The sequence below is a fragment of the Thalassotalea psychrophila genome, from assembly GCF_031583595.1.
Lineage (GTDB): Bacteria > Pseudomonadota > Gammaproteobacteria > Enterobacterales > Alteromonadaceae > Thalassotalea_A > Thalassotalea_A psychrophila.
In genome coordinates, this window is sequence record NZ_CP134145.1 from 363,442 (window position 1) to 382,507 (window position 19,066).

At 34.6% G+C, this 19,066-nt stretch carries 16 protein-coding genes; 11 read left to right on the forward strand and 5 right to left on the reverse strand.

The genetic code is table 11. The features are described 5' to 3' along the window. The first annotated feature begins 467 nt into the window (after positions 1-467). Positions 468-2,693, forward strand: coding sequence for a hypothetical protein (locus tag RGQ13_RS01650; protein ID WP_348391827.1), 2,226 nt, complete (start codon positions 468-470; stop codon positions 2,691-2,693). 112 nt (positions 2,694-2,805) lie between these two features. On the opposite strand, the gene RGQ13_RS01655 is transcribed toward RGQ13_RS01650, so the two are convergent. Together RGQ13_RS01655 and RGQ13_RS01660 are read right to left on the reverse strand one after the other, a co-directional pair. Then, positions 2,806-3,474, reverse strand: a complete 669-nt coding sequence (locus RGQ13_RS01655) for a YceH family protein (RefSeq protein ID WP_348391828.1) — start codon at positions 3,472-3,474, stop codon at positions 2,806-2,808. A gap of 145 nt (positions 3,475-3,619) precedes the next feature. After that, complete coding sequence (locus RGQ13_RS01660) at positions 3,620-3,994, reverse strand: hypothetical protein (protein WP_348391829.1); 375 nt, start codon at positions 3,992-3,994, stop codon at positions 3,620-3,622. 351 nt (positions 3,995-4,345) lie between these two features. Here RGQ13_RS01660 and RGQ13_RS01665 point away from each other — a divergent pair, with 351 nt between their 5' ends. From RGQ13_RS01665 to RGQ13_RS01710, 10 genes are all read left to right on the forward strand, one after another. Beyond that, complete coding sequence (locus tag RGQ13_RS01665; protein ID WP_348391830.1) at positions 4,346-5,212, forward strand: hypothetical protein; 867 nt, start codon at positions 4,346-4,348, stop codon at positions 5,210-5,212. A gap of 132 nt (positions 5,213-5,344) precedes the next feature. After that, entirely contained in the window at positions 5,345-5,575 is a 231-nt protein-coding gene (locus tag RGQ13_RS01670) for a helix-turn-helix transcriptional regulator (protein WP_348391831.1), read from the forward strand. Positions 5,576-5,692: 117 nt separating this feature from the next. Then, entirely contained in the window at positions 5,693-6,667 is a 975-nt protein-coding gene (locus tag RGQ13_RS01675; protein ID WP_348391832.1) for a hypothetical protein, read from the forward strand. 280 nt (positions 6,668-6,947) lie between these two features. Beyond that, a complete protein-coding gene (locus tag RGQ13_RS01680) occupies positions 6,948-7,547 on the forward strand; it encodes a helix-turn-helix transcriptional regulator (protein ID WP_348391833.1) in 600 nt (199 codons plus the stop codon). Between the two features lie 182 nt (positions 7,548-7,729). Then, on the forward strand, positions 7,730-9,544 hold the full coding sequence (locus RGQ13_RS01685) for a site-specific DNA-methyltransferase (RefSeq protein ID WP_348391834.1): 1,815 nt from the start codon (positions 7,730-7,732) through the stop codon (positions 9,542-9,544). Between the two features lie 2 nt (positions 9,545-9,546). Beyond that, positions 9,547-12,183 (forward strand): DEAD/DEAH box helicase, encoded by a 2,637-nt coding sequence (locus RGQ13_RS01690; protein WP_348391835.1) that lies wholly within the window; start codon positions 9,547-9,549, stop codon positions 12,181-12,183. A gap of 426 nt (positions 12,184-12,609) precedes the next feature. Beyond that, positions 12,610-13,863 (forward strand): hypothetical protein, encoded by a 1,254-nt coding sequence (locus RGQ13_RS01695; protein WP_348391836.1) that lies wholly within the window; start codon positions 12,610-12,612, stop codon positions 13,861-13,863. A 737-nt stretch (positions 13,864-14,600) separates the two neighbouring features. After that, positions 14,601-15,230 (forward strand): hypothetical protein, encoded by a 630-nt coding sequence (locus tag RGQ13_RS01700; RefSeq protein WP_348391837.1) that lies wholly within the window; start codon positions 14,601-14,603, stop codon positions 15,228-15,230. Between the two features lie 418 nt (positions 15,231-15,648). Further along, positions 15,649-16,176: a DUF2971 domain-containing protein gene (locus RGQ13_RS01705; RefSeq protein ID WP_348391838.1), complete on the forward strand. Its 528-nt coding sequence runs from the start codon at positions 15,649-15,651 to the stop codon at positions 16,174-16,176. Between the two features lie 109 nt (positions 16,177-16,285). Then, positions 16,286-16,966, forward strand: coding sequence for a RipA family octameric membrane protein (locus RGQ13_RS01710; protein WP_348391839.1), 681 nt, complete (start codon positions 16,286-16,288; stop codon positions 16,964-16,966). A 188-nt stretch (positions 16,967-17,154) separates the two neighbouring features. Here the strand turns inward: RGQ13_RS01710 and RGQ13_RS01715 are convergent, their stop codons facing one another. From RGQ13_RS01715 to RGQ13_RS01725, 3 genes are read right to left on the reverse strand one after another with little or no spacing between them, the layout of a single operon-like run. Further along, on the reverse strand, positions 17,155-17,793 hold the full coding sequence (locus RGQ13_RS01715) for a hypothetical protein (protein ID WP_348391840.1): 639 nt from the start codon (positions 17,791-17,793) through the stop codon (positions 17,155-17,157). A 25-nt stretch (positions 17,794-17,818) separates the two neighbouring features. Beyond that, positions 17,819-18,460 carry an 8-oxoguanine DNA glycosylase OGG fold protein gene (locus RGQ13_RS01720; RefSeq protein WP_348391841.1) on the reverse strand — a complete coding sequence of 214 codons (642 nt, stop codon included), beginning with the start codon at positions 18,458-18,460 and terminating at the stop codon, positions 17,819-17,821. 25 nt (positions 18,461-18,485) lie between these two features. Then, positions 18,486-18,803 carry a hypothetical protein gene (locus tag RGQ13_RS01725; protein WP_348391842.1) on the reverse strand — a complete coding sequence of 106 codons (318 nt, stop codon included), beginning with the start codon at positions 18,801-18,803 and terminating at the stop codon, positions 18,486-18,488. Positions 18,804-19,066: the final 263 nt, after the last annotated feature.

Consider the following 19,066-nt stretch of genomic DNA (forward strand, 5'->3'; position numbering starts at 1 on the left):
AGTATGGACAATGGAGTAGTCATGATATGAAGTATTTACTAAATTCCCCGCTTTTTAGTGCGCTATTTGCACTTATAGGTTTACTCACTTTTTCTTACAATCCCGAATATCAAAATGCACCTGCAGTTTATTTTTTCGTAACCTTATATATCTTTTTCACTTACAGTACCGCTTATTTTACTTTAAAACGGTTGAGAGCCTTTCAGGGTGAAGTTCAAGAATAACCCTTTGCCAAATTGATTTACCTATCTGGTACTTGTTTCTAAGCATGAAACTCTTTGATTTTCTGTTTTTTAATGAACATATTTTAGAATATGTAGAAGATTGCCATTTAAAGCTTCAGTGTTTTCCCTTCAAATTATGCTTTTGTATTTATATAACAAGAATTATTTTGTTTATAAAGTGTAAATACTGAGTGATAATGAATCAGTTAAAACAAAAATAATAATAAAAATAAGGATACTCCATTGAAAAAGCTTCTTTTTTTGATAGCGGTTATAGCCACATTAAGTGGTTGTCGATATGGTAATGATAAACGTTCAATCTTTTGGGATGATCAAAACCGAGTTTCTATAACACGTCAAATAGAGGCCGAGTCATCCGATAATTGGACGCTTGCCTCATGTATTGCTGTGCCATCTGCTTGGGATACTCCCCTCACGGTTAATATTAATGGCAGCTATCAAGTTGAAAACATAACCACTAAGCTTGATACCATACCTGAAACTTATTCCGATGGTGTTATCGAGATGAGTACTCATTATCCAATGCCTGGTTATGACTGGCATTGTTATATTGATGTTGCTCGTGATTTTGCTGATACAGATGAAGGGGAAATAGAATTCTCTTTTGCGCCAGAAGAAGAAGTTTCAGTGGTATATACCAGTATAGGTGTTGTTAGTGAAGAAAGGCGCAGTGAGCATTATCACGGTAATGTGGTATCGCATCAATTATTGGCCAGTGATACTTATACAGCATACTGGAAGAAGCAGTACGCCATAGCTGATTTAAGCTATTGGCAAACATTTGCAATTGGCGATGATACGTTAATTTTTGATAATACAAATTACTACACTAAAGGAACTGAGTTGTTGCCTTTATATCGTTTTAATCATGATGATGGCTTAAAGCGATTGGCGGATATGCCAAAAACCGAATTGCTCTATATGGTGAATGGTATCTATATCTCACAAAATAATTTCGACGCTGAAATTGAAGGTAATGAGCAAGCGTGGACTGATATTAGTTTCTCTACGAACTTTGAAACTTGGTCATCACCAGTTACCCTGCCACACATAGCTAAAGTTCAGTGGGATCCAAGAGATAAACAATATATAGCAATTAGCAACGATCATAATACTCCGATGGTTAACACTACATATCAATCTAAAGATCTTATAACCTGGACTGAAAATCAATGGATAGACATGCAGTCTCCAAATGTTGCTTTTTTAAATGATGGAACCGCAGTATTAGAAACCACTAATCCAAGTGACCCTTATAAAATAAGAGATCCACTAACAGATGAGTGGACTTCTTTAAATATTATGCCAACCGATGGAGTAACCGGTAGTGTCTTGTTTCTTTCCCATGGCATATTTACTCATAATAACCGTTTATATACCACCGGATTACGACGCATTGATGGCCAAAATGAAAGTGAGCTTTACGGGTATTCTGATAATGGCCAGGACTGGTTTTGGTCAGTAATTGGTCTATATGAAGATGTTGGGTTTACCTTTGATTTAATATTTCTTCCTAATGATATTATCATTCATAGTACCAGTGGCGCCTTAATGGTTAGTTCAAATAATGGTAATACTTGGCTGGAAAAAAACAAACCAACTAGTTTATTTAATGAAGATAAACTATCAGGTGTTTATCAAAATGGAACAGCAAGAAATATTACCACTTTCGAAGATGGCTACATTGGCACTACTGGTATACATTCAGGTTCACCAACAAGAACCACAGCCTTGTTTAAAACTCAAGATTTTGTAACTTATGAGTTTCTCACGTTAAGTGGCAATATCGAGCCTATTACCTCTACTAATAAATTACTGTTCTTAGAAGGCACTCTTGATGGCGTAGAAATACAAGCGTTAACGCAGCCTTCACCAGATAATGATCTTGATGGTATAAGTGACTCTGATGATATTGATGATGATAACGACGGTGTAGCTGATGACGAAGATACTTTTCCGTTAGATGAACATGAGTCAGTTGATACAGATAGCGATGGTACCGGTAATAACAGCGATTCAGATGACGACAATGACGGTGTTGCCGATGCAGATGACGCTTTCCCATTGGATGCAACTGAATCGATAGATACCGATAAAGATGGCCAAGGTAATAATAGCGATACTGATGATGACAATGACGGTGTTGCCGATGCAGATGACGCTTTCCCATTAGATGCAACTGAATCGATAGATACCGATAAAGATGGCCAAGGCAATAATAGCGATACAGATGATGATAACGATGGTGTTGCCGATGCAGATGACGCCTTTCCACTAGATGGCTCTATGTCTGCAGACGTTGAAGACAGTAAATCAAGTTCTTCGGGTGGTGCATTAAATTTTGGATTACTAATTAGTTTCTTTTTTCTAGTTGTTACTCGAAACAGTAGAATAAGAAATAGTTTCAGGTTTAAAATAAATGTTCTTTTTAAAGGAGTAACTAGGTAACAGCTTATTAGATAAAAACTCACAACTGTGAGTTTTTATCTGAACTATTACTAAGTACCCAAAAGAGGTTACATAAAGTTTATTTCTGAATAGAAAATCTATTTTTGAGAATTTATCTATCTTCAAGTAATTCGGTTAATAGGGCTACGTCATCAATTAATGATGCAACCTTCAGTTCCAACATCTCTACTCGCTCTACTAATTCTGATTGGCTTTCTCGTACCGGTTGCTCTGTTTGGCTGAATGTATTGGTGTCAATCATGACATTGTCTTCAATATCAGCAAATAAGTGTAAATAACGTGAATCACGTTTTCCGGGTTCACGTGCAAGTTTTTTAACTAACTCGACATCATTCAAGTTTTGCAATTGGAATAACGTGCTTTCTACCTCATTGACATCACTAAAGTTAGCTAAACGGTTGGTGCGGGTTCTTAATTCGCCAGGTGTTTGTGAACCTCTAAGTAACAATACACAGATAATAGCTTTTTGCTGTGGGTTAAATTGCAAGTCACTAAATTGGGTATTACAAAACCGATGCCGATATTTACTCACTCGACTTGAAGCCATTTGATCGACCATCACTAGGTTCATTTGAACCAGTTGATCAACTTCATTTTGTACATCACTTTCAGAGAGTGACATTACCGGTTCGCGATTACTTTTTTGGTTACAACCGCTGGTGAGAGCATTTAATGAAAGGGGATATTGTTCGGGCGTGGTGAGTTCTTTTTCTAACATTACACCAATAACACGACACTGTTGGGCTGATAATGAGATCATTATAAATAGTATCCTTAGGACAGTAGTACTGCATGTTATAGCAAGCAACATGAAATAATACTATGTAATTTTATTGAAAAACCTATTTAGCGATAAATACGAAAAAGCCATGTGTATGCATAGTTTTTAAAGTGAGTGAATTTAATCAAGAAAATAGCAACATCATAAGTAAAACAACTATCAAGGGAGTTGATCTTGCTAACACTTCTTCCCAAAACTTATGTTTATCAGCTCCGTCTAATTCTTCGTCACCAATTACTAATATATGGATGTTGTTAATTTCAACTTCATGCTCTAAACCAATAATTTTATCTTTAGTAACCTGTGAGACAAAGAACTGAAGAGATCGATCATCTTTAGTCATAACTTGAACATAATCTCTTTCCTTAACTTTTGATATTATTTCATGTTGATAAAGTTCTGGTGAAGAAAATTGATCACTTTCTATGATGAGATTATTGGTTGAAGTACATGAATAAATGAACATAGCTAAGACCATGACCAAAACAAATTTATTCATAAACCAATACCATTTGATTAATTTATAAGAAAGTATAGCTAATAGAAGTTACCTTAATGGTTTTGTCTGCGTACAAGCTAAAAATTTATTGAACAATAAAATAACAAAGCCCTATTTTAAAGAGCTTTGTACATGTTTTTGGATGCTATTCAATATTCTGAATTTGTATGTAGATTATAAAGCTAAATGTATTATTATTAAAGGGTTTGCGGCTAAATTATTGGGCTTTGTAGCTCTGCCTGTCATCAGGTCTGTCATCTTTTGGCTGGTTGTTTAAAAAGCTTTAATAATATTTTTCTTAAGATATTATATTATCAAGAATAAGAATAAGAATAAAAATAAATCAAAAATATGAAATCTTTAGAAGATATTGCCTCCTACTGTGGGGCTCCTGCTTTTAGTCTCTGGCTATCAAATAATCAGTATTATCAAAATAATTTAAACTTCTATGTTGATGCAGCTAACATTAATTCACAAGTTAAAGCGTGCTTACTCAACTTCGAAAGTAACTCTCATCTAATCCACGAGAACTTTGATGGTATGGTGCTAACTCATGGTCGTCTCTCAAATATACATAAAGAAGGTTTAAGAATAATTGTTGAAGCAGATTTTTGGGGATGCTTTTTAGACTTTCTAGCTGAAACTCGAACATCCTTTTTTGTAAAGCATTTTTACAGGGATGAAACTAGCTACGAAGACGGCTCTATATTAAATCAAAAGAGTTTCGAATATATAGCGTGGAAGGCAGTTCCAAAACAATCACTCGGCACTAACACTATAAAGCTGGATGAGAAAACTCTAATTGCTTTTAAATCTGATCTCTCAAAGAAAGAGCCTAAACGTAGATTAAAGGTATTGAAGGAATTAAGACAAATTGAATTTAACAGGATTAATAATAGAAAAAATTGCGGGAAATTAGGATCATTTCTAATTAAAATCGCGATGATAGATCTTTGCATTGAACAAAAAAAGTCACCCTCTGATATTAAATTTACTAGATATGCTAAAAGGGTAATTAAATTAATTTTAGAAATAGAGAAGTATCATAAGTATGGATATTTTGAAATTGATAAATCAGGTGATGGTATAACTTACACAGGGGATGGTGATTCAATTGACTTATCTGAACGTGAGATACAAACCAAGATTACTTCCTTGCAAAAGAGATCAAATTTAAGAGCTCTGATTAATGACTTTTATAAAAAAATTCTAGCATGAACTTTATTTATGATAGTAAGTCAAGCTTGAATTACTATCACATTACATAACTACTGCCGCTTTATTGCCTCAAAAGCAACAATTTAGCTGATTTAATAGCTCCTGAAGATTAATTAAATATCAGGAGATTATATGAAGCAGTTACATACCCAACATGAAACCCACAATACAACTCAACAAGAAAAGTTTTTACGCATTTCTTCAGTTGTTGATTTGGTGGGGCTCAGCCGAGCAACAATCTTACGACTAGAGAAAGACAAGAAGTTTCCCAAAGCCATACGCATAACAACTAGGTGTGTTGCATATCGACTATCTCAGATACATGACTGGATGTCTGATCCACTGAATTTTGAAGTTGGATAATACCTCTATTTAATTAGCTGAATTTTGTTTGGGTAAAAAGCAGTTTATTTAGCTGAATTCAGTCTGTACAAAAAATGCTCTTATACAGAGATATGTAAAAAACAATTAGGAAATATTATGAGTAAGTTAGTTATGAAACCTATGTTTGTTATGGGTTTAAAAGAAAAGTCAGATTTACACATCGCTACTGAAGCAGTAGTTGGTATTATTAACGGTGTAGCTGAAATTCCAGGATTATATTCACAACGAAGGTTTTTCGAATATAACAAAGGCAGTCTGCTGGAAATCGGAGATATTTTAGCAGACTACAATATGCTGATCCCTTCTCCTAAAGAAGTAACATCAGTGGGTAAAATAAGGAAAACTAGAACGAGATTTTGGCAACCATATACTCGTTTTGCTTTTAACTCCTTAAAACAATTTTCAGACATTACCGATAAAGATCTAGCTTCTGTAACATTCCAGTTAAGTGAAGAAGTATCACGGCTATTATATCGCTCTGATAATCCTACTAGGGTAATACACAATAAATTGCAGTATTACTTTAAGAAGTACTTTAATGGTCAAGCAAAAGGAGTTTTATCAATAGAGCGATCTACGGAAAGAGTTATGACAAATGTTATAAATAATCGCGGTCAGATAATCCCTGTGGCTTGTCAATTACATGTTCACATGCTGATTGCAGGAAACAATTCAGAGTTGAAACGATTCTGTGGTAAGTGTCCAGGTGAGCGCGGCATTAAAAATTTATGCAGTCCTGAAAATAATGCTGTATTAATTAAATCCTACTACAAACGCAAAACATTGGATTACACAATTGGTTCTAGAGAGTATAAAACTGTTGATTGTCCTATTGATGCTGGTGCTGCGGATTATATGACTAAAGAATTTGATCGCCCTATTGTACCGGGAAAAAGGAACTTTTCATTTTTTGGTATTGAGTCATCTGTCAAAGCAAAATGGGAACGGGCCTTTTTACTTCAACAAAGGTTACTTTCATTAATTGATGACGTGCGATATCAATTAAAATCTGAAGTAGACCGAGTTAGTGTTTTATTCTCGGTGATCAAAGTCCTAGAAAAACCAAGTTAACGCCTACGGCATGGTCATATAAGATACCATTCCTCAATATGCTTCCTTATACTAAGGGATAAATCATGGCGATTTATCCCTTTTTTGTTCAAAACTGCACTAAATTGCACCAAATTCACCTATTTATACACGGAAATAATTTTTCTCATACTTTACACCTTTTGATATGACAACGAGTAATAAAAGGTGTGTCGTATAGCTGTCGTATGTGTGGCGTATACAATGGAATAAGTATCTTCGAAAATAGCTTTACTAATTAACTGCAAAAGAGATACTTATAATGGATATGAAAATAAATATTAAATTAATTAAAAAACTACGTACGGAAAAGAGTTGGACACAAGATCAGCTTGCCATGATTGCTGGCGTCAGTTTAAGAACAATCCAAAGGCTTGAAAATAAAGGCACAACGTCTTTAGAGACCCTTAAAGCGATTGCTGTCGTATTTGGTATGGATGCTTCACAATTGAATAAAGAACAGGACGTTTCGGCAATTAGTGATGGGCAAACAAATAAGTTTTTAACCCGGATAACAAACGGAACTCAATTATCTTCGGTGCTTGATGGTTCATTAGCATTTCGTATCAATCATGATGATCCAGAAACTGCAGAGACCGCAGATTTTCTTGCAGAAGCACTATCAACTATTGAAGATTGGGGACAACTATTGTCTAGTTTAGATAGTGGTGAAAAAGTTAAAGCATCCTTTAGCCTTTCAACTTTAATAAAAAAAATTGAACTACATGGTTTCTGTGTGTTCGGTTTGAAAACTGTTGAAAAAATGGAATTATACAATGTTGATAAATGGCCGGTGGCAAACATTTCAATTGTGCGCATCCATAGTGACAAAATAATTAAAGTGGAAGGCTCGAATCAATAATCAGAATCATGATAAGAGGTGCCCCTAGCACTTGAGGTATATAATTGCTCAGGTGCTTTTAATACATATAAAAAAACAATAAGAAATAAATAGGTTGCCTTTCATCTTTGTCATTGAACTTATTCAGTTTAAATGTAAACTTAAGTCTATTATTTTTGACCAAAATGTTCATTGGAGCTTTAATGCCATCGTTAGAATTCAAGGGAAAGCAATTCGTATACTCACATCACCTCAGCGTACCATTCAGAGAGCTAAAGGTAGAAAAAGATAAATCTCTACCAATACAAGGGAATAAGGCTTCCCTAGATGACAATCTAATTATCCATGGCGATAATTTAGAAGGCCTAAAGGCTTTATTACCTACACACGCAGGAAAAGTAGATTGTATTTTTATAGATCCCCCTTATAACACCGGTAGTGAAGGCTGGTGCTACAACGATAATGTACGCTCCCCATTGATGAAAGAATGGCTTAAAAAATCAGCTAATCCTGTTGATAAGGAAGATTTGGAACGGCATGATAAATGGCTTTGTATGATGTGGCCTAGGTTACAACTTTTAAAGGAGTTACTTGCAGAAACTGGAAGTATTTGGATCACTTTGGATGACAATGAAATGCATCGTTTAAAACCAATTTTAGACGAATTGTTCGGTGAGCATAATTTCATTAGTACAATAATCTGGCAAAAAAAATATAGTGTGAAAAGTGATACCAAATATTTTTCAGAAGAGCACGATTACATGCTAGTTTATTCTAAAAATAATGGGGATTTTGAACTACATGGGTTGCCTCGGACTGAATCTCAAAACTCCGCATATAAAAATCAAGATAATGATCCTAGAGGAGATTGGACTTCAGGTGATTTATTAAGAATGGAATCTCGTGATTACGCCATATATGAAATTGTAGCTCCTAATGGTAAAAAGCATCTCCCACAAAAGGGGAGTAGTTGGCGATTTAATAAAGATAAACTAGAGCAATTAATTGCGGATAATAGAATTTGGTTTGGTGATGATGGCAATAGCAAACCTAGACTTAAGAGGTTTTTGTCGGAAGTTCAAAATACAATACCAGCTCAAACAATATGGAAATACAATGAAGTAGGAAGTAGTGACTCTGCGAAAAAGCATTTAACTGCTATGTTCAAGGATCGGGATTTGCCTTTTGCAACTCCAAAACCTTTGGGGTTAATAGAAAAAATATTAACTGTGATTGGTAACAAAGATATTACAATTTTAGACTCATTTGCTGGTTCGGGCACAACAGGCCATGCAGTCATAGCAGCAAATAAGAAAGATAAAGGAAATCGTAAATTTATTTTATTAGAGTGCGAAGACTATGCAAACGATCTTACGGCAGAGAGAATTCGTCGTTCAATAAACGGGTACTCTTTTAAAGGAACCTATAAAGAAGAGTTTTTGAAAGAAAAAATATCTTGGAGATCTTTATCTAAGAAGTTTCAACAGCTACTGGAAAAAGTTGATCATATTGAAAATGAGCAATTGGTAAATTTCGATAAAATCAAAAAAGAAATAAAAGATAATTTTATAACCGTAACTGGCGAACGAAAAGAAGAAAATACTATGGCTGGTTTAGGGGGCAGCTTCACATATTGTACCCTAGGCGACCCTATTCAAGTTGAAAGCTTATTAACCGGTAAAGGCATGCCTAGCTTCGAATCGCTTGCGAAATACGTTTTTTATACCGTTACAGGATGTTCAATCGATAAGGTTGCCAAAGCTTCAGTCGATGGTCTAATTGGAGAAACAAATTCATACCGTATTCACTTGTTTTATAAACCTGAAGTTAACTGGTTACGATCAAATGAAGCTGCATTAAATAATGAAAAAGTGGAAGCAATAAAAGCAAGTCGAACTAAAGGTAAACGTACTATAGTCTTTGCCGTTGCGAAATTTATGAGCCAAAAAGAGTTGACCAAAAATCGTATAGAATTTTGCCAGTTACCTTATGCTGTGCACAAGATTATGGGGAATTAATTATGGAATTGAAGCATTACCAAGAAGGTGTATTATTAAAACTTGAAGAATATTTAACTGTGCTTGATGACACTCAAACACAAGCTGAACTTTTTGTTCAATTTCAAAAACAACAAGGAAGAGAAGCAATAATTGGTAATTACTGTGCTGATACATGGGGAGTATTAAATCAAAATAGATCATTACCTTACTTGCAAGATAAACAAGGTAACAAAATCGTTTCACCTTACTTGTCTAGGTATGACGGCTTAGACCGAAGTATTCCTAACGTATGTTACCGGGTACCCACTGGTGGAGGTAAAACTTTATTAGCTGCAGCAAGTTTAGAGCGAATTCAAACGGATTATTTTAAACAACAAACTGGTTTAGTTCTCTGGGTGGTTCCTTCGGATTCTATCTATCGACAAACATGGAAGCAACTAGCTAATAGGGAACACCCTTATCGTCAAATGCTTGAACGAGCATCTGGAGGTCGTGTAAAGCTTTTAGAGAAAAATGATTCCTTTACAAAACAAGATGTAGATCAACAACTTTGTGTGATGATGCTAATGCTTCAGTCTTCGGCAAGAAAATCGAAAGATACATTGAGAATGTTTAGGGATAGTGGCCGATTTACGTCATTTTTCCCTATTGAAGATGATGTTTCAAAGAATGAAGAACTGCTAAACCAAGTAAAAAACCTAGATACGAATGATTTATTTGAAGAAGGTTTGTTTGGTAGTTCAACTTCAATCAAAATGAGTTTAGGGAATGTCTTAAGACTTGCACGTCCTACAATTGTTATTGATGAGGGGCACAAGGCATATAGTGATACAGCAAGAGAAACCCTGTGTGGTTTTAATCCTAAGTTTATTCTGGAGTTATCTGCTACACCAAACTCTAAAGGAAAGCATCAATCAAATGTTCTTGTAAATGTTCCCGGCAAAGATTTGAAAGATGAACAAATGATCAAACTTCCAATAAATGTCATCAATGAAGATGGTGCGGATTGGAAGCACACTCTAACAGTTGCTCATACTAAACTTAATAGTTTGCAAAACGATTCCAACCTCTTGCTAAATGAACAAGGTCGCTATATAAGGCCCATTATGCTCATAAGGGTTGAAAGAACAGGCAAAGATCAACGTGATTCATCTTTTGTGCATACAGAAGACGTCAGAGAGTATTTAATTCAAAATTTAGGTGTGACAGAAGATTCTATTAGGGAAAAAACTGCTAATGCTGACGAATTAGGCGACGAAGACTTGTTAAGTGATTTGTCTCCGGTACGTTATATCATCACCAAAGATGCGTTAAAAGAGGGCTGGGATTGTCCTTTTGCTTATGTTTTAACGATTCTCTCCAAAATGACAGCTCAAACAGCACTAACCCAAATGATAGGTCGTGTTTTAAGGCAACCAGATGCAAAAATCACAGGTATTCAATCGCTTGATGAGTGTTATGTTTACACTTTTGATCAAGATGTTAATGATGCTGTTGATGGTGTTCGCAAAGGATTAGAAGAGGAAGGATTAGGGGATTTAGCTGGATTTGTACATGGCGCTAATGATAATGGAGAATCTAAAGTAGAGTCGAAAGTAGAGAAAATTAAGATTAGACCGCGTTTCAATAATGGACAAAAGATTTTGCTCCCTAAAATCTTTCACCGAGACGTAGCTGCGACAGAAGGGTATCGTAATTTTGATTATGAACGTGATATTTTAGGCATTCTTGAATGGGATGAATTTGATTATGATAATGTGGCAAATTTTCACCTGATTGAAGATAGATTACATCGAACAATAGCTCGTATTAGCTACAAGAAAAATGGTGAAGAAGATCAACTCGGTTTAGAACTTACTCAGGAAGAGCTTGAAGATATTGCTGGAGAATGGCTTGACGAGCCATTTTTGGTGCGACAACTCATGGAAGTGATTCCAAACCCTTGGCAATGTATGAGAATCTTAGAAAGTACTTTGAGCGGCCTGAGGGCAGCTGGCGTTTCAGAAGAGCAATTATATGTTGGAAGATTAGAGCTTCTTAAAGATATGAAGAAAAATCTTAGAGCGCAGCTCATGGAACGAAGTGAGAAAGTCTTTTTAGAAAAGCTAAAAATTGGTGAACTATCCTTAAGGCTGGTAGCGCCATTAGAATCTGATTTGAACTGGGAGCTTGCACAAGAAGTTGATGTTCAAGTGTACGAAGATGATCGATTGCTGAAGCGTAAAAATGGTGAACCTCTTGAAAGGAGCTTATATGAAAAAGTATATGAGCGCGGCGTTAACAATTTGGAAAAACAAACCGCTTTGTATCTAGATGGTAAAGAGACTGTCTACTGGTGGCATCGAATTGCTGTAAATCAAAGAGACTATAGCATCCAAGGTTGGCAAAAAAATAAAGTATATCCGGACTTGTTGGTTTGTTTAGAAAAAGAAACAAAAGGGAAATTAAGCTTTTCATTATTAGAAACTAAAGGTGATCACCTTAAAGGCAATAATGATACAGAATATAAGAAACGACTATTTAATTTACTAACTGAACACATTGAAAATGCGATAAGTGTTGGAGAGCTTGAACTTGAAATGGCAGCAGGCGGCATGAGCTTTAAAATGTTGCTAGAGGATGATTGGAAACAAGAAATTCAAGAGTTCGGTATTTAATAAGTCCTAGAAAAATTTAGTTAACTGAAACGCAGTGGTCACATAAAAAGTGGCCACTTATCATTCAAACCTTATACTTAGTTATTCAGTATTGAGTGCCTCTTAAGTATAAGAATGGTATCAACTTTAATGGTTTAGCTGTTCAAAAAACTTCCTCAGAATATTTTTTCTTACCTTTGAATTGACATATTTGAACTCATCTCATTTTAACTTCATGCTCCAAATCGCACAAAAATGCACAAAAATGCAACGTTTGGTCACGTTTTTAGCCCTTAAAAAGTTTTTTTCCTTACACTTGTCGGCTTAAATTCTGTATAACTCTAGTAAGTCAGTCTTGACTTATCTAATGTAATCAATGGCTTATGTTTGTTTTTGTGTATTTTTTAACTATATTTATGTTCATGTGGTTCTCTTAAGGCATATTTGATGGAAAGTTTAGATCTCGAAGGGCAAATTTTTGGGGAGTTAACTGTAATTTGCCGAGCAGGATCTATCGATGGTAGAAGTGCTTGGCGATGCTCATGTAGTTGCGGAAAAGAAAAGATTATTATCGGTAAGAACCTTAAATCCGGAAATTCGAAAACATGTGGAGATTGTAATCCGCTAAACATCGGCGATAAAAAGGGAAGGTTAACCGTCGCTTCTGACTCATTCAGATTTGAAGGGGCTACATATATTGATTGTATTTGTGATTGTGGCATCAAGAAAAGTTATTTACTGGGTAATATCAAGAGTGGGCATACTAAGAGTTGCGGATGCCTTAAAAATACACACCCAGTTAATTGGAACGATCTTACAGGCAACGTATATGGTTTATTAACGGTTTTAGCGCCAAGTGCATCTAGAGTTACAGAAGGGGGGCATATAAAGGCTAGATTTTCTTGTGAGTGCGTTTGTGGCAAGAAGTTAATCGTGGATGCCGAGAAGCTCGTCACAGGACGTACACAAAGTTGTGGTTGTAAAGTTTTCAACCCAGAGTCGGCATACCGTAAATTGTATGGTGATTATAAATCTCAAGCCAAAAGAAATAATAACGAATTCGAGTTGAGCTATGAAGAGTTCATTTCAATCATACAGAAAAAGTGCATTTATTGTGGTGTGCAGCCGTTGCAAGTAGCTAAAGGATGGCATCAAGGTAATCAAGAGCTTTTATATAACGGAATCGATAGAGTAGATAACAATAAGGGGTATACTATCCTTAATTCTGCACCTTCGTGTTTCTGTTGTAATCAGATGAAAAGTGACCAAAAGCTAGAGTGCTTTATAAAACAAATAGGAAGAATAATCGAGAATGGCAATTTAAATGAAATGGAGTTTGTAGTAAATGATTTTGAAAATAATCAACCTGTTGTCAGTATGACTTTATGGCGTTATAAAAGAAATGCTAAAGAACGAGGAATAGAGTTCAATTTATTAGAGTCATTATTTAAGCGACTGATTTCATCTCGTTGTTATTATTGTAATACGGTGCCAAGCCAAGTTAGAAGGCACGTAAAAAAGGGCATGGCTATCAAGATAAACGGTATAGACAGAATTAATAATAACCTAGGTTACACAGAACAAAACAGTGTTCCTTGCTGTAAGACTTGTAATCGGATGAAGTCTGACATGAGTCTTAAGGGGTTTTATAAACACTTACACACAATACAAAAATATTATATTGATAAATTGAAATATTAAGACAGAGATTTTACTATTTCTATTGCGGAATAATTAGCATACCTTGAGGATACTAGTACTCTTTTTCTTGGCTTGAATAAGGACACTAGTAATGCCCAAAGATTTTGTTTCTTTTTGGGGATATGAGGCTCTTTAGTGACTCTAGAATAGAAAACTTTAGGTTTATTATAAATAGGCTTAGGCTCTGCCAACTCACAATGAGAAGTATTGAACGATCTTGCAAAGTTATAAGCATCAGCGTGGTTACCTACAAATAAAAGCTCAATTAAAGATTTATTTGCATTCCTAAAAAATATCACCCTAATGCCTTTAGATAACCTGCATGATTCCAAATCTTTATTAGACTTTAATCTTTCTACATTAAGACCTTTTGGGGGAGGGTTATGTTCCAATAAAGTAAGTGATTTCCATATGTGGTTCGAGGATTTGTTATCCACTTTTGAAACAGCTTTTAAAAATCGTTTTCCTATAATGAAGCGATACAAGTGATATCCCCATAAAAATCACAAAGTTCATAAAAGCGTAGATTAATATTACAAAAGTACAAATATGTTGCTCAAAAATCGAACGTGTAATAATGATTTTAAACATAAGTTCAAGAGGTAAATTCATAAAATAAACAGAAAAATACGGATTTCACTGTATTTTTTTCTTTTTTTATCATTAAAGTTAATTGTGGCCTTTGATTAGCGACTCTGTTTCTCAAAGATGTTCAACCCTCTGAATGGAGAAAATTTATGGGTGCCACAAACATTATTGCAAATACATACAACCGGACAATCTTAGCATCAACCATTAGAAAGAAAATCACCTCTTATGGAGAAGAAGCTCCTACATTAACTTTTCCTTCCACCAATACCGGGTTAGAGGAAACTATACTCACCAACTTCAATCGTATATTTGAGGAGTCATATCTCCTTGTTGTAGAAAGTGACTTCTTTAATGATGAATCAGATTTTAAGTACTTTCAAAAGGAGCAACTTGCACAGGCAATTTGTAGGCGAATGCTACAAGTTGAAAGTAGGAAGCTGCCTTTGAAGAAAGTAGTTAAAATATCAAAGAATATTACATCAATGCTATATGCACCCAGAGCCGCTAATGATGAATATACGAGTAGGGCAGAAAATCAAGACTTTAGTAGTTTAGAATCTAGTCTATTTAACCAAGAAAAAGTGCTTTACGCTTTACATTGCAACATTGACAAGCTGGCGTATACAATATTTCAAACGAATGAGTATTTTGATGATATTGACTGTGAAAGATATGATGTCATGGTTGAACATTACAACCATCTGTTACGACAATATGAAGACGGAATAAACAAAGCAAATGAATTGTCGGCTTCGCTTCAAAAATGTGGCTATTAATTATTTTGTGAACAAAAACCGTAAATTTGGAACAAAAATTAACAGCGAATATGTAAAAAATAACTTTCCAGAAGCAAGTGTGAAGCTCTATAAATAAGAGCTTCACTTATAAAGTAAAGGTACAAACCGCCATCAATAATAAAGTCTCTTCTGAAAAAGAATTCAAGCTCATTTACTAATGAATATATTTGTCTAATTTTGGAGGTTTTAGTTTTATATTATTCTTTTAATAAAAAATCAAAAGAATTTACTCTGCTATCTTGTTGATATTTGGTCAATAAAGTAAGCTATCATATTCTTTTGATCTGGTTGGAATTCGAATCTTACCTCCTCAAAACCATTTGTCTTCTAATAAATGTGCAAGGATAGTTAATTGATTCTTTATAAGTATCGCGGTATTCAAAATTTTAGATTCTTTGTGGATATAGTTCTTAAAAATAGACTGTATGCTGCGCCCTATTTTGACCTTAATGACCCTATGGAAGGGCGCTACTTATACCCGCCGGGGTCAAGTGGCTTGGATGAAGATATTCAGAGAATTATCAAAGGTGAAAAAGAAAAAATAAAGGTATGCTCATTATCTAAAGACCCTGAAAATGAACTGATGTGGTCACATTATTCTGAAGGCCATCGCGGGGTAGCAATAGGGGTAAAGATTGATAGCTTAAAATATAAAGTTCGGCCAATAGAGTACGATGGTTTACACAAGTTAGGTATGCACAACATGCATTCTGATGCAGCTATTGATATTTTGTCACATAAGCTTGATGTATGGGGCTATGAAAAAGAAGTAAGAGTATTTTCTAAAGGTAATAAAACTACGATAGATGTAGAAGTAAAAGAAGTTATTTTTGGCCGTAGTACCAGTAATCAAGACAAAGGATTTATCAAAGACTTAGTATCAAAAGTTAATCCAAATATAGAGTTTCGTAATGCATTTAGCTAAAACATTAAGTGTGTAATATATCAAGGTCATCAAATGATAGACACATGAATGTTTGTGTATTAGTAGTTTAGCTATTTAAAAAAGTTTTAATATTTAAAAGGGAAAAATAATGCTCGACTATATTTGGTCAACAAAGCAGCCAGGTCTAACTGTACTAACAGAAGATGAATACCGCGAAGAACTTAAATGTGATGATCCCGAAATAGCCGAGCGCGCATTTAACAAAGCTTGGGAGGCGAGGAATTTTGAAATTGAAATGTACTGGAAGAGAGCGACATATTTTTGGGCTTTCATTGCTAGTACATTTGTAGGATATTTTGCCTTGGTAGGTTCTGACAATTATCAGAAGCATGATAATTACGCGCATGTTGATGTTTACATAATCATTTGTATTGGCTTTGTACTTTCCTACGCATGGCTTTTAACTAATATTGGTAGCAAGTCGTGGCAAAGGCATTGGGAAGTTCATGTTGATTTACTTGAAGATAAATTCACGGGGCCTTTATACAAAATTGTTCACCCTAAAGAAACATATTCTGTATCAAAAATTAACGAAATAGTTAGTGCAGTATTCACTGCCGTCTGGTTATTACTTGGATTTAAATATTTGGCTGAACAAAATCTCTTAAATGTTTATTCTTCATTGAATAATATTAATTGGTTTGTAGTTGTCACATCTGTCTTATCTGTCTTAGCTGTTGTTTCTATGACAAAAGGTCACGGACGAGGAAAGTTTAGTGATAGAGTAGTTAAAATGCATAAAAGAAATGTAGTTTACGCGAGTGGATAGATAAGCAATTTAATTATTCTTCCTCAAATGTACAGTCGAAATTCTATTTGCTTCTTTGAAGACAAAGTTTTGATACTAAAACTAATCCGTATATAACACTTATCATCGCTGATTCAGTGCGACGCTTTGCAAAAAGGACAAAATTTTGAGGTACGTGCATAGCCAACTGTATTTTTATGCTTGACCTCTTACGTGCTTTGTTGGACATTTTGCAACGCACTCGGGTTTACCACTACTTCTTTTTCATGGTGATAAAGCCTTGATAAATATATTTGAGATTTATCAATTTTAGCTTCTAAAACAACACGATTCGCACTGGAGAACCAATTTTCATACTGGTAATGTTTAAAAGCGAAGTCTTTTGCTACATCTTTACTTATCGTCCATGATTGTTCAAATACTTCTTGAAACATTTCTTTTACATCACAGCCTCGGTACACAATTAAAGTGTCTGGTTTATCTTCTAGCTCAGCTTTGTCTACAACACTTGAAAGAACAATATTGGGATACCAGCACTGGTTCTCTTGCTCAAAATATAAATTTTTAATGCTGCGATTTGAAAAAGTCGTAAATGCATGCCTCATAGAGTCTAGAACTTCAAAGCTATCCTCGTTCAAATCATCACAAAAATAGTTGAATTCATTATTAATTAATTCAACTATTTTTTTACTGTCAGAGTTTTCGTTAAATAGATCTACAACACGATTTAGAAAGGATTCAATTTGAGAGCTGTGGTTATTCAGTCCTTCAGAGCCTAGCTTAATTTTGAGATCATGAATATCGATACACATATCCTTAGATAAAAATTCAATAGTGCTAGGTTTCATTATATTTCCATAAGTGCACAACGCCTTAATCGGCATTTACTAACTTTAAATTTAAACCAAACTCAAATAGGAACATTTCCAACTTATCAGAGTCAACCTTGTATGACTTAGAAATTTTGTCCATCTCTTTTAGGTAATTAGGATAATTATGAACAGCGTTATCTGTATTAATTGCATCTAGTTCAGGAAATAGGCCTTTTTCTATAATATTTACTATCCTGTTATCTAAAATTAGAGCTGATTCCCCTTCGACTTTGACATCCAAAAAGTATAGTAATTTGGTATATGTTGATAAACCTAAACCCTTAATAGGCTCTACCTTCTTATAATGTTCTATCCAGTTTTCTATACCATATTGAGCTTCTTTTAAAACTTGAACTAATTCCTTTAAATTTATTGAGATATTTGAAAAATTATTACCTCTCATTCCTGCGGGGTACCCCCATACGATAGTGGCGATGACAAACATCTTGAGGCAACTTTCTTGAGAGTATTCGAATAGATCTTTTCTTGATAATTCAATATTTCCATTCTCCTCAAACATTGCAATTAGGAGTTCAGATACTTCATTGTTTTCTACTATAAACTTATTCCATGTTTTTCTTTTAGAAGTAAAGGCCTGTTCTTGTGTCGGCATAGCATTGATTAAATTTATAAATCTCTTCATTACATATCCTTGCCTAATACGCTTGCTAAGCGCTTTGCAATTTAAGTAAAATCTCTAGCTTTTTCAAATATGATGACATAGCTGTTTCACTGCTAGTCGGTACACAACCATCATTATATAAATACACAGTATCTGAAGCTTCACCTTTATATGACAGCTTTTTCAATGTAGCAGGGCCGATCCCTTTTAATTTTATAGAAACGGGAAGTTCATCGTATTTTAAGAAGTCATCAGTATTAAACCCGACAGGCCTATAATTGCGATTTAACATCAGCCAAGAACCATCTTCTTTTTTTTGGATACAATAAGGGAAATATACAGCTCTTACATTTACAATTGACATTGAAGCTCCTAGTTTGCAGAAATTTTTAATAGCGTTTAACCGCTATTTAAGAGAAAAACTTCCATGTTTAAAAATGGGCTTCTCTTCTGTTGGATAAAAATATAACCTATTTAGTTAATAAGTTTCAACAAGGTAACTGTTTTCTTGTTTAGCCTAAGATGAAATAAATATTCTTTAACTCACTTATTTAAATGAGTTAAAAACCAGCACTATTGTCTACCTTATCAACGAATTGTTAGCTTTGTTTGTACAGCAAATTATCC

What these genes read in the sequence shown, in the direction of transcription:
- RGQ13_RS01655 (WP_348391828.1), bottom strand. Translation starts at nt 3,474, where the DNA reads ATGATCTCATTATCAGCCCAACAGTGTCGTGTTATTGGTGTAATGTTA.
- RGQ13_RS01660 (WP_348391829.1), bottom strand. Translation starts at nt 3,994, where the DNA reads ATGAATAAATTTGTTTTGGTCATGGTCTTAGCTATGTTCATTTATTCA.
- RGQ13_RS01665 (WP_348391830.1), top strand. Translation starts at nt 4,346, where the DNA reads ATGAAATCTTTAGAAGATATTGCCTCCTACTGTGGGGCTCCTGCTTTT.
- RGQ13_RS01670 (WP_348391831.1), top strand. Translation starts at nt 5,345, where the DNA reads ATGAAGCAGTTACATACCCAACATGAAACCCACAATACAACTCAACAA.
- RGQ13_RS01675 (WP_348391832.1), top strand. Translation starts at nt 5,693, where the DNA reads ATGAGTAAGTTAGTTATGAAACCTATGTTTGTTATGGGTTTAAAAGAA.
- RGQ13_RS01680 (WP_348391833.1), top strand. Translation starts at nt 6,948, where the DNA reads ATGGATATGAAAATAAATATTAAATTAATTAAAAAACTACGTACGGAA.
- RGQ13_RS01685 (WP_348391834.1), top strand. Translation starts at nt 7,730, where the DNA reads ATGCCATCGTTAGAATTCAAGGGAAAGCAATTCGTATACTCACATCAC.
- RGQ13_RS01690 (WP_348391835.1), top strand. Translation starts at nt 9,547, where the DNA reads ATGGAATTGAAGCATTACCAAGAAGGTGTATTATTAAAACTTGAAGAA.
- RGQ13_RS01695 (WP_348391836.1), top strand. Translation starts at nt 12,610, where the DNA reads ATGGAAAGTTTAGATCTCGAAGGGCAAATTTTTGGGGAGTTAACTGTA.
- RGQ13_RS01700 (WP_348391837.1), top strand. Translation starts at nt 14,601, where the DNA reads ATGGGTGCCACAAACATTATTGCAAATACATACAACCGGACAATCTTA.
- RGQ13_RS01710 (WP_348391839.1), top strand. Translation starts at nt 16,286, where the DNA reads ATGCTCGACTATATTTGGTCAACAAAGCAGCCAGGTCTAACTGTACTA.
- RGQ13_RS01715 (WP_348391840.1), bottom strand. Translation starts at nt 17,793, where the DNA reads ATGAAACCTAGCACTATTGAATTTTTATCTAAGGATATGTGTATCGAT.
- RGQ13_RS01720 (WP_348391841.1), bottom strand. Translation starts at nt 18,460, where the DNA reads ATGAAGAGATTTATAAATTTAATCAATGCTATGCCGACACAAGAACAG.
- RGQ13_RS01725 (WP_348391842.1), bottom strand. Translation starts at nt 18,803, where the DNA reads ATGTCAATTGTAAATGTAAGAGCTGTATATTTCCCTTATTGTATCCAA.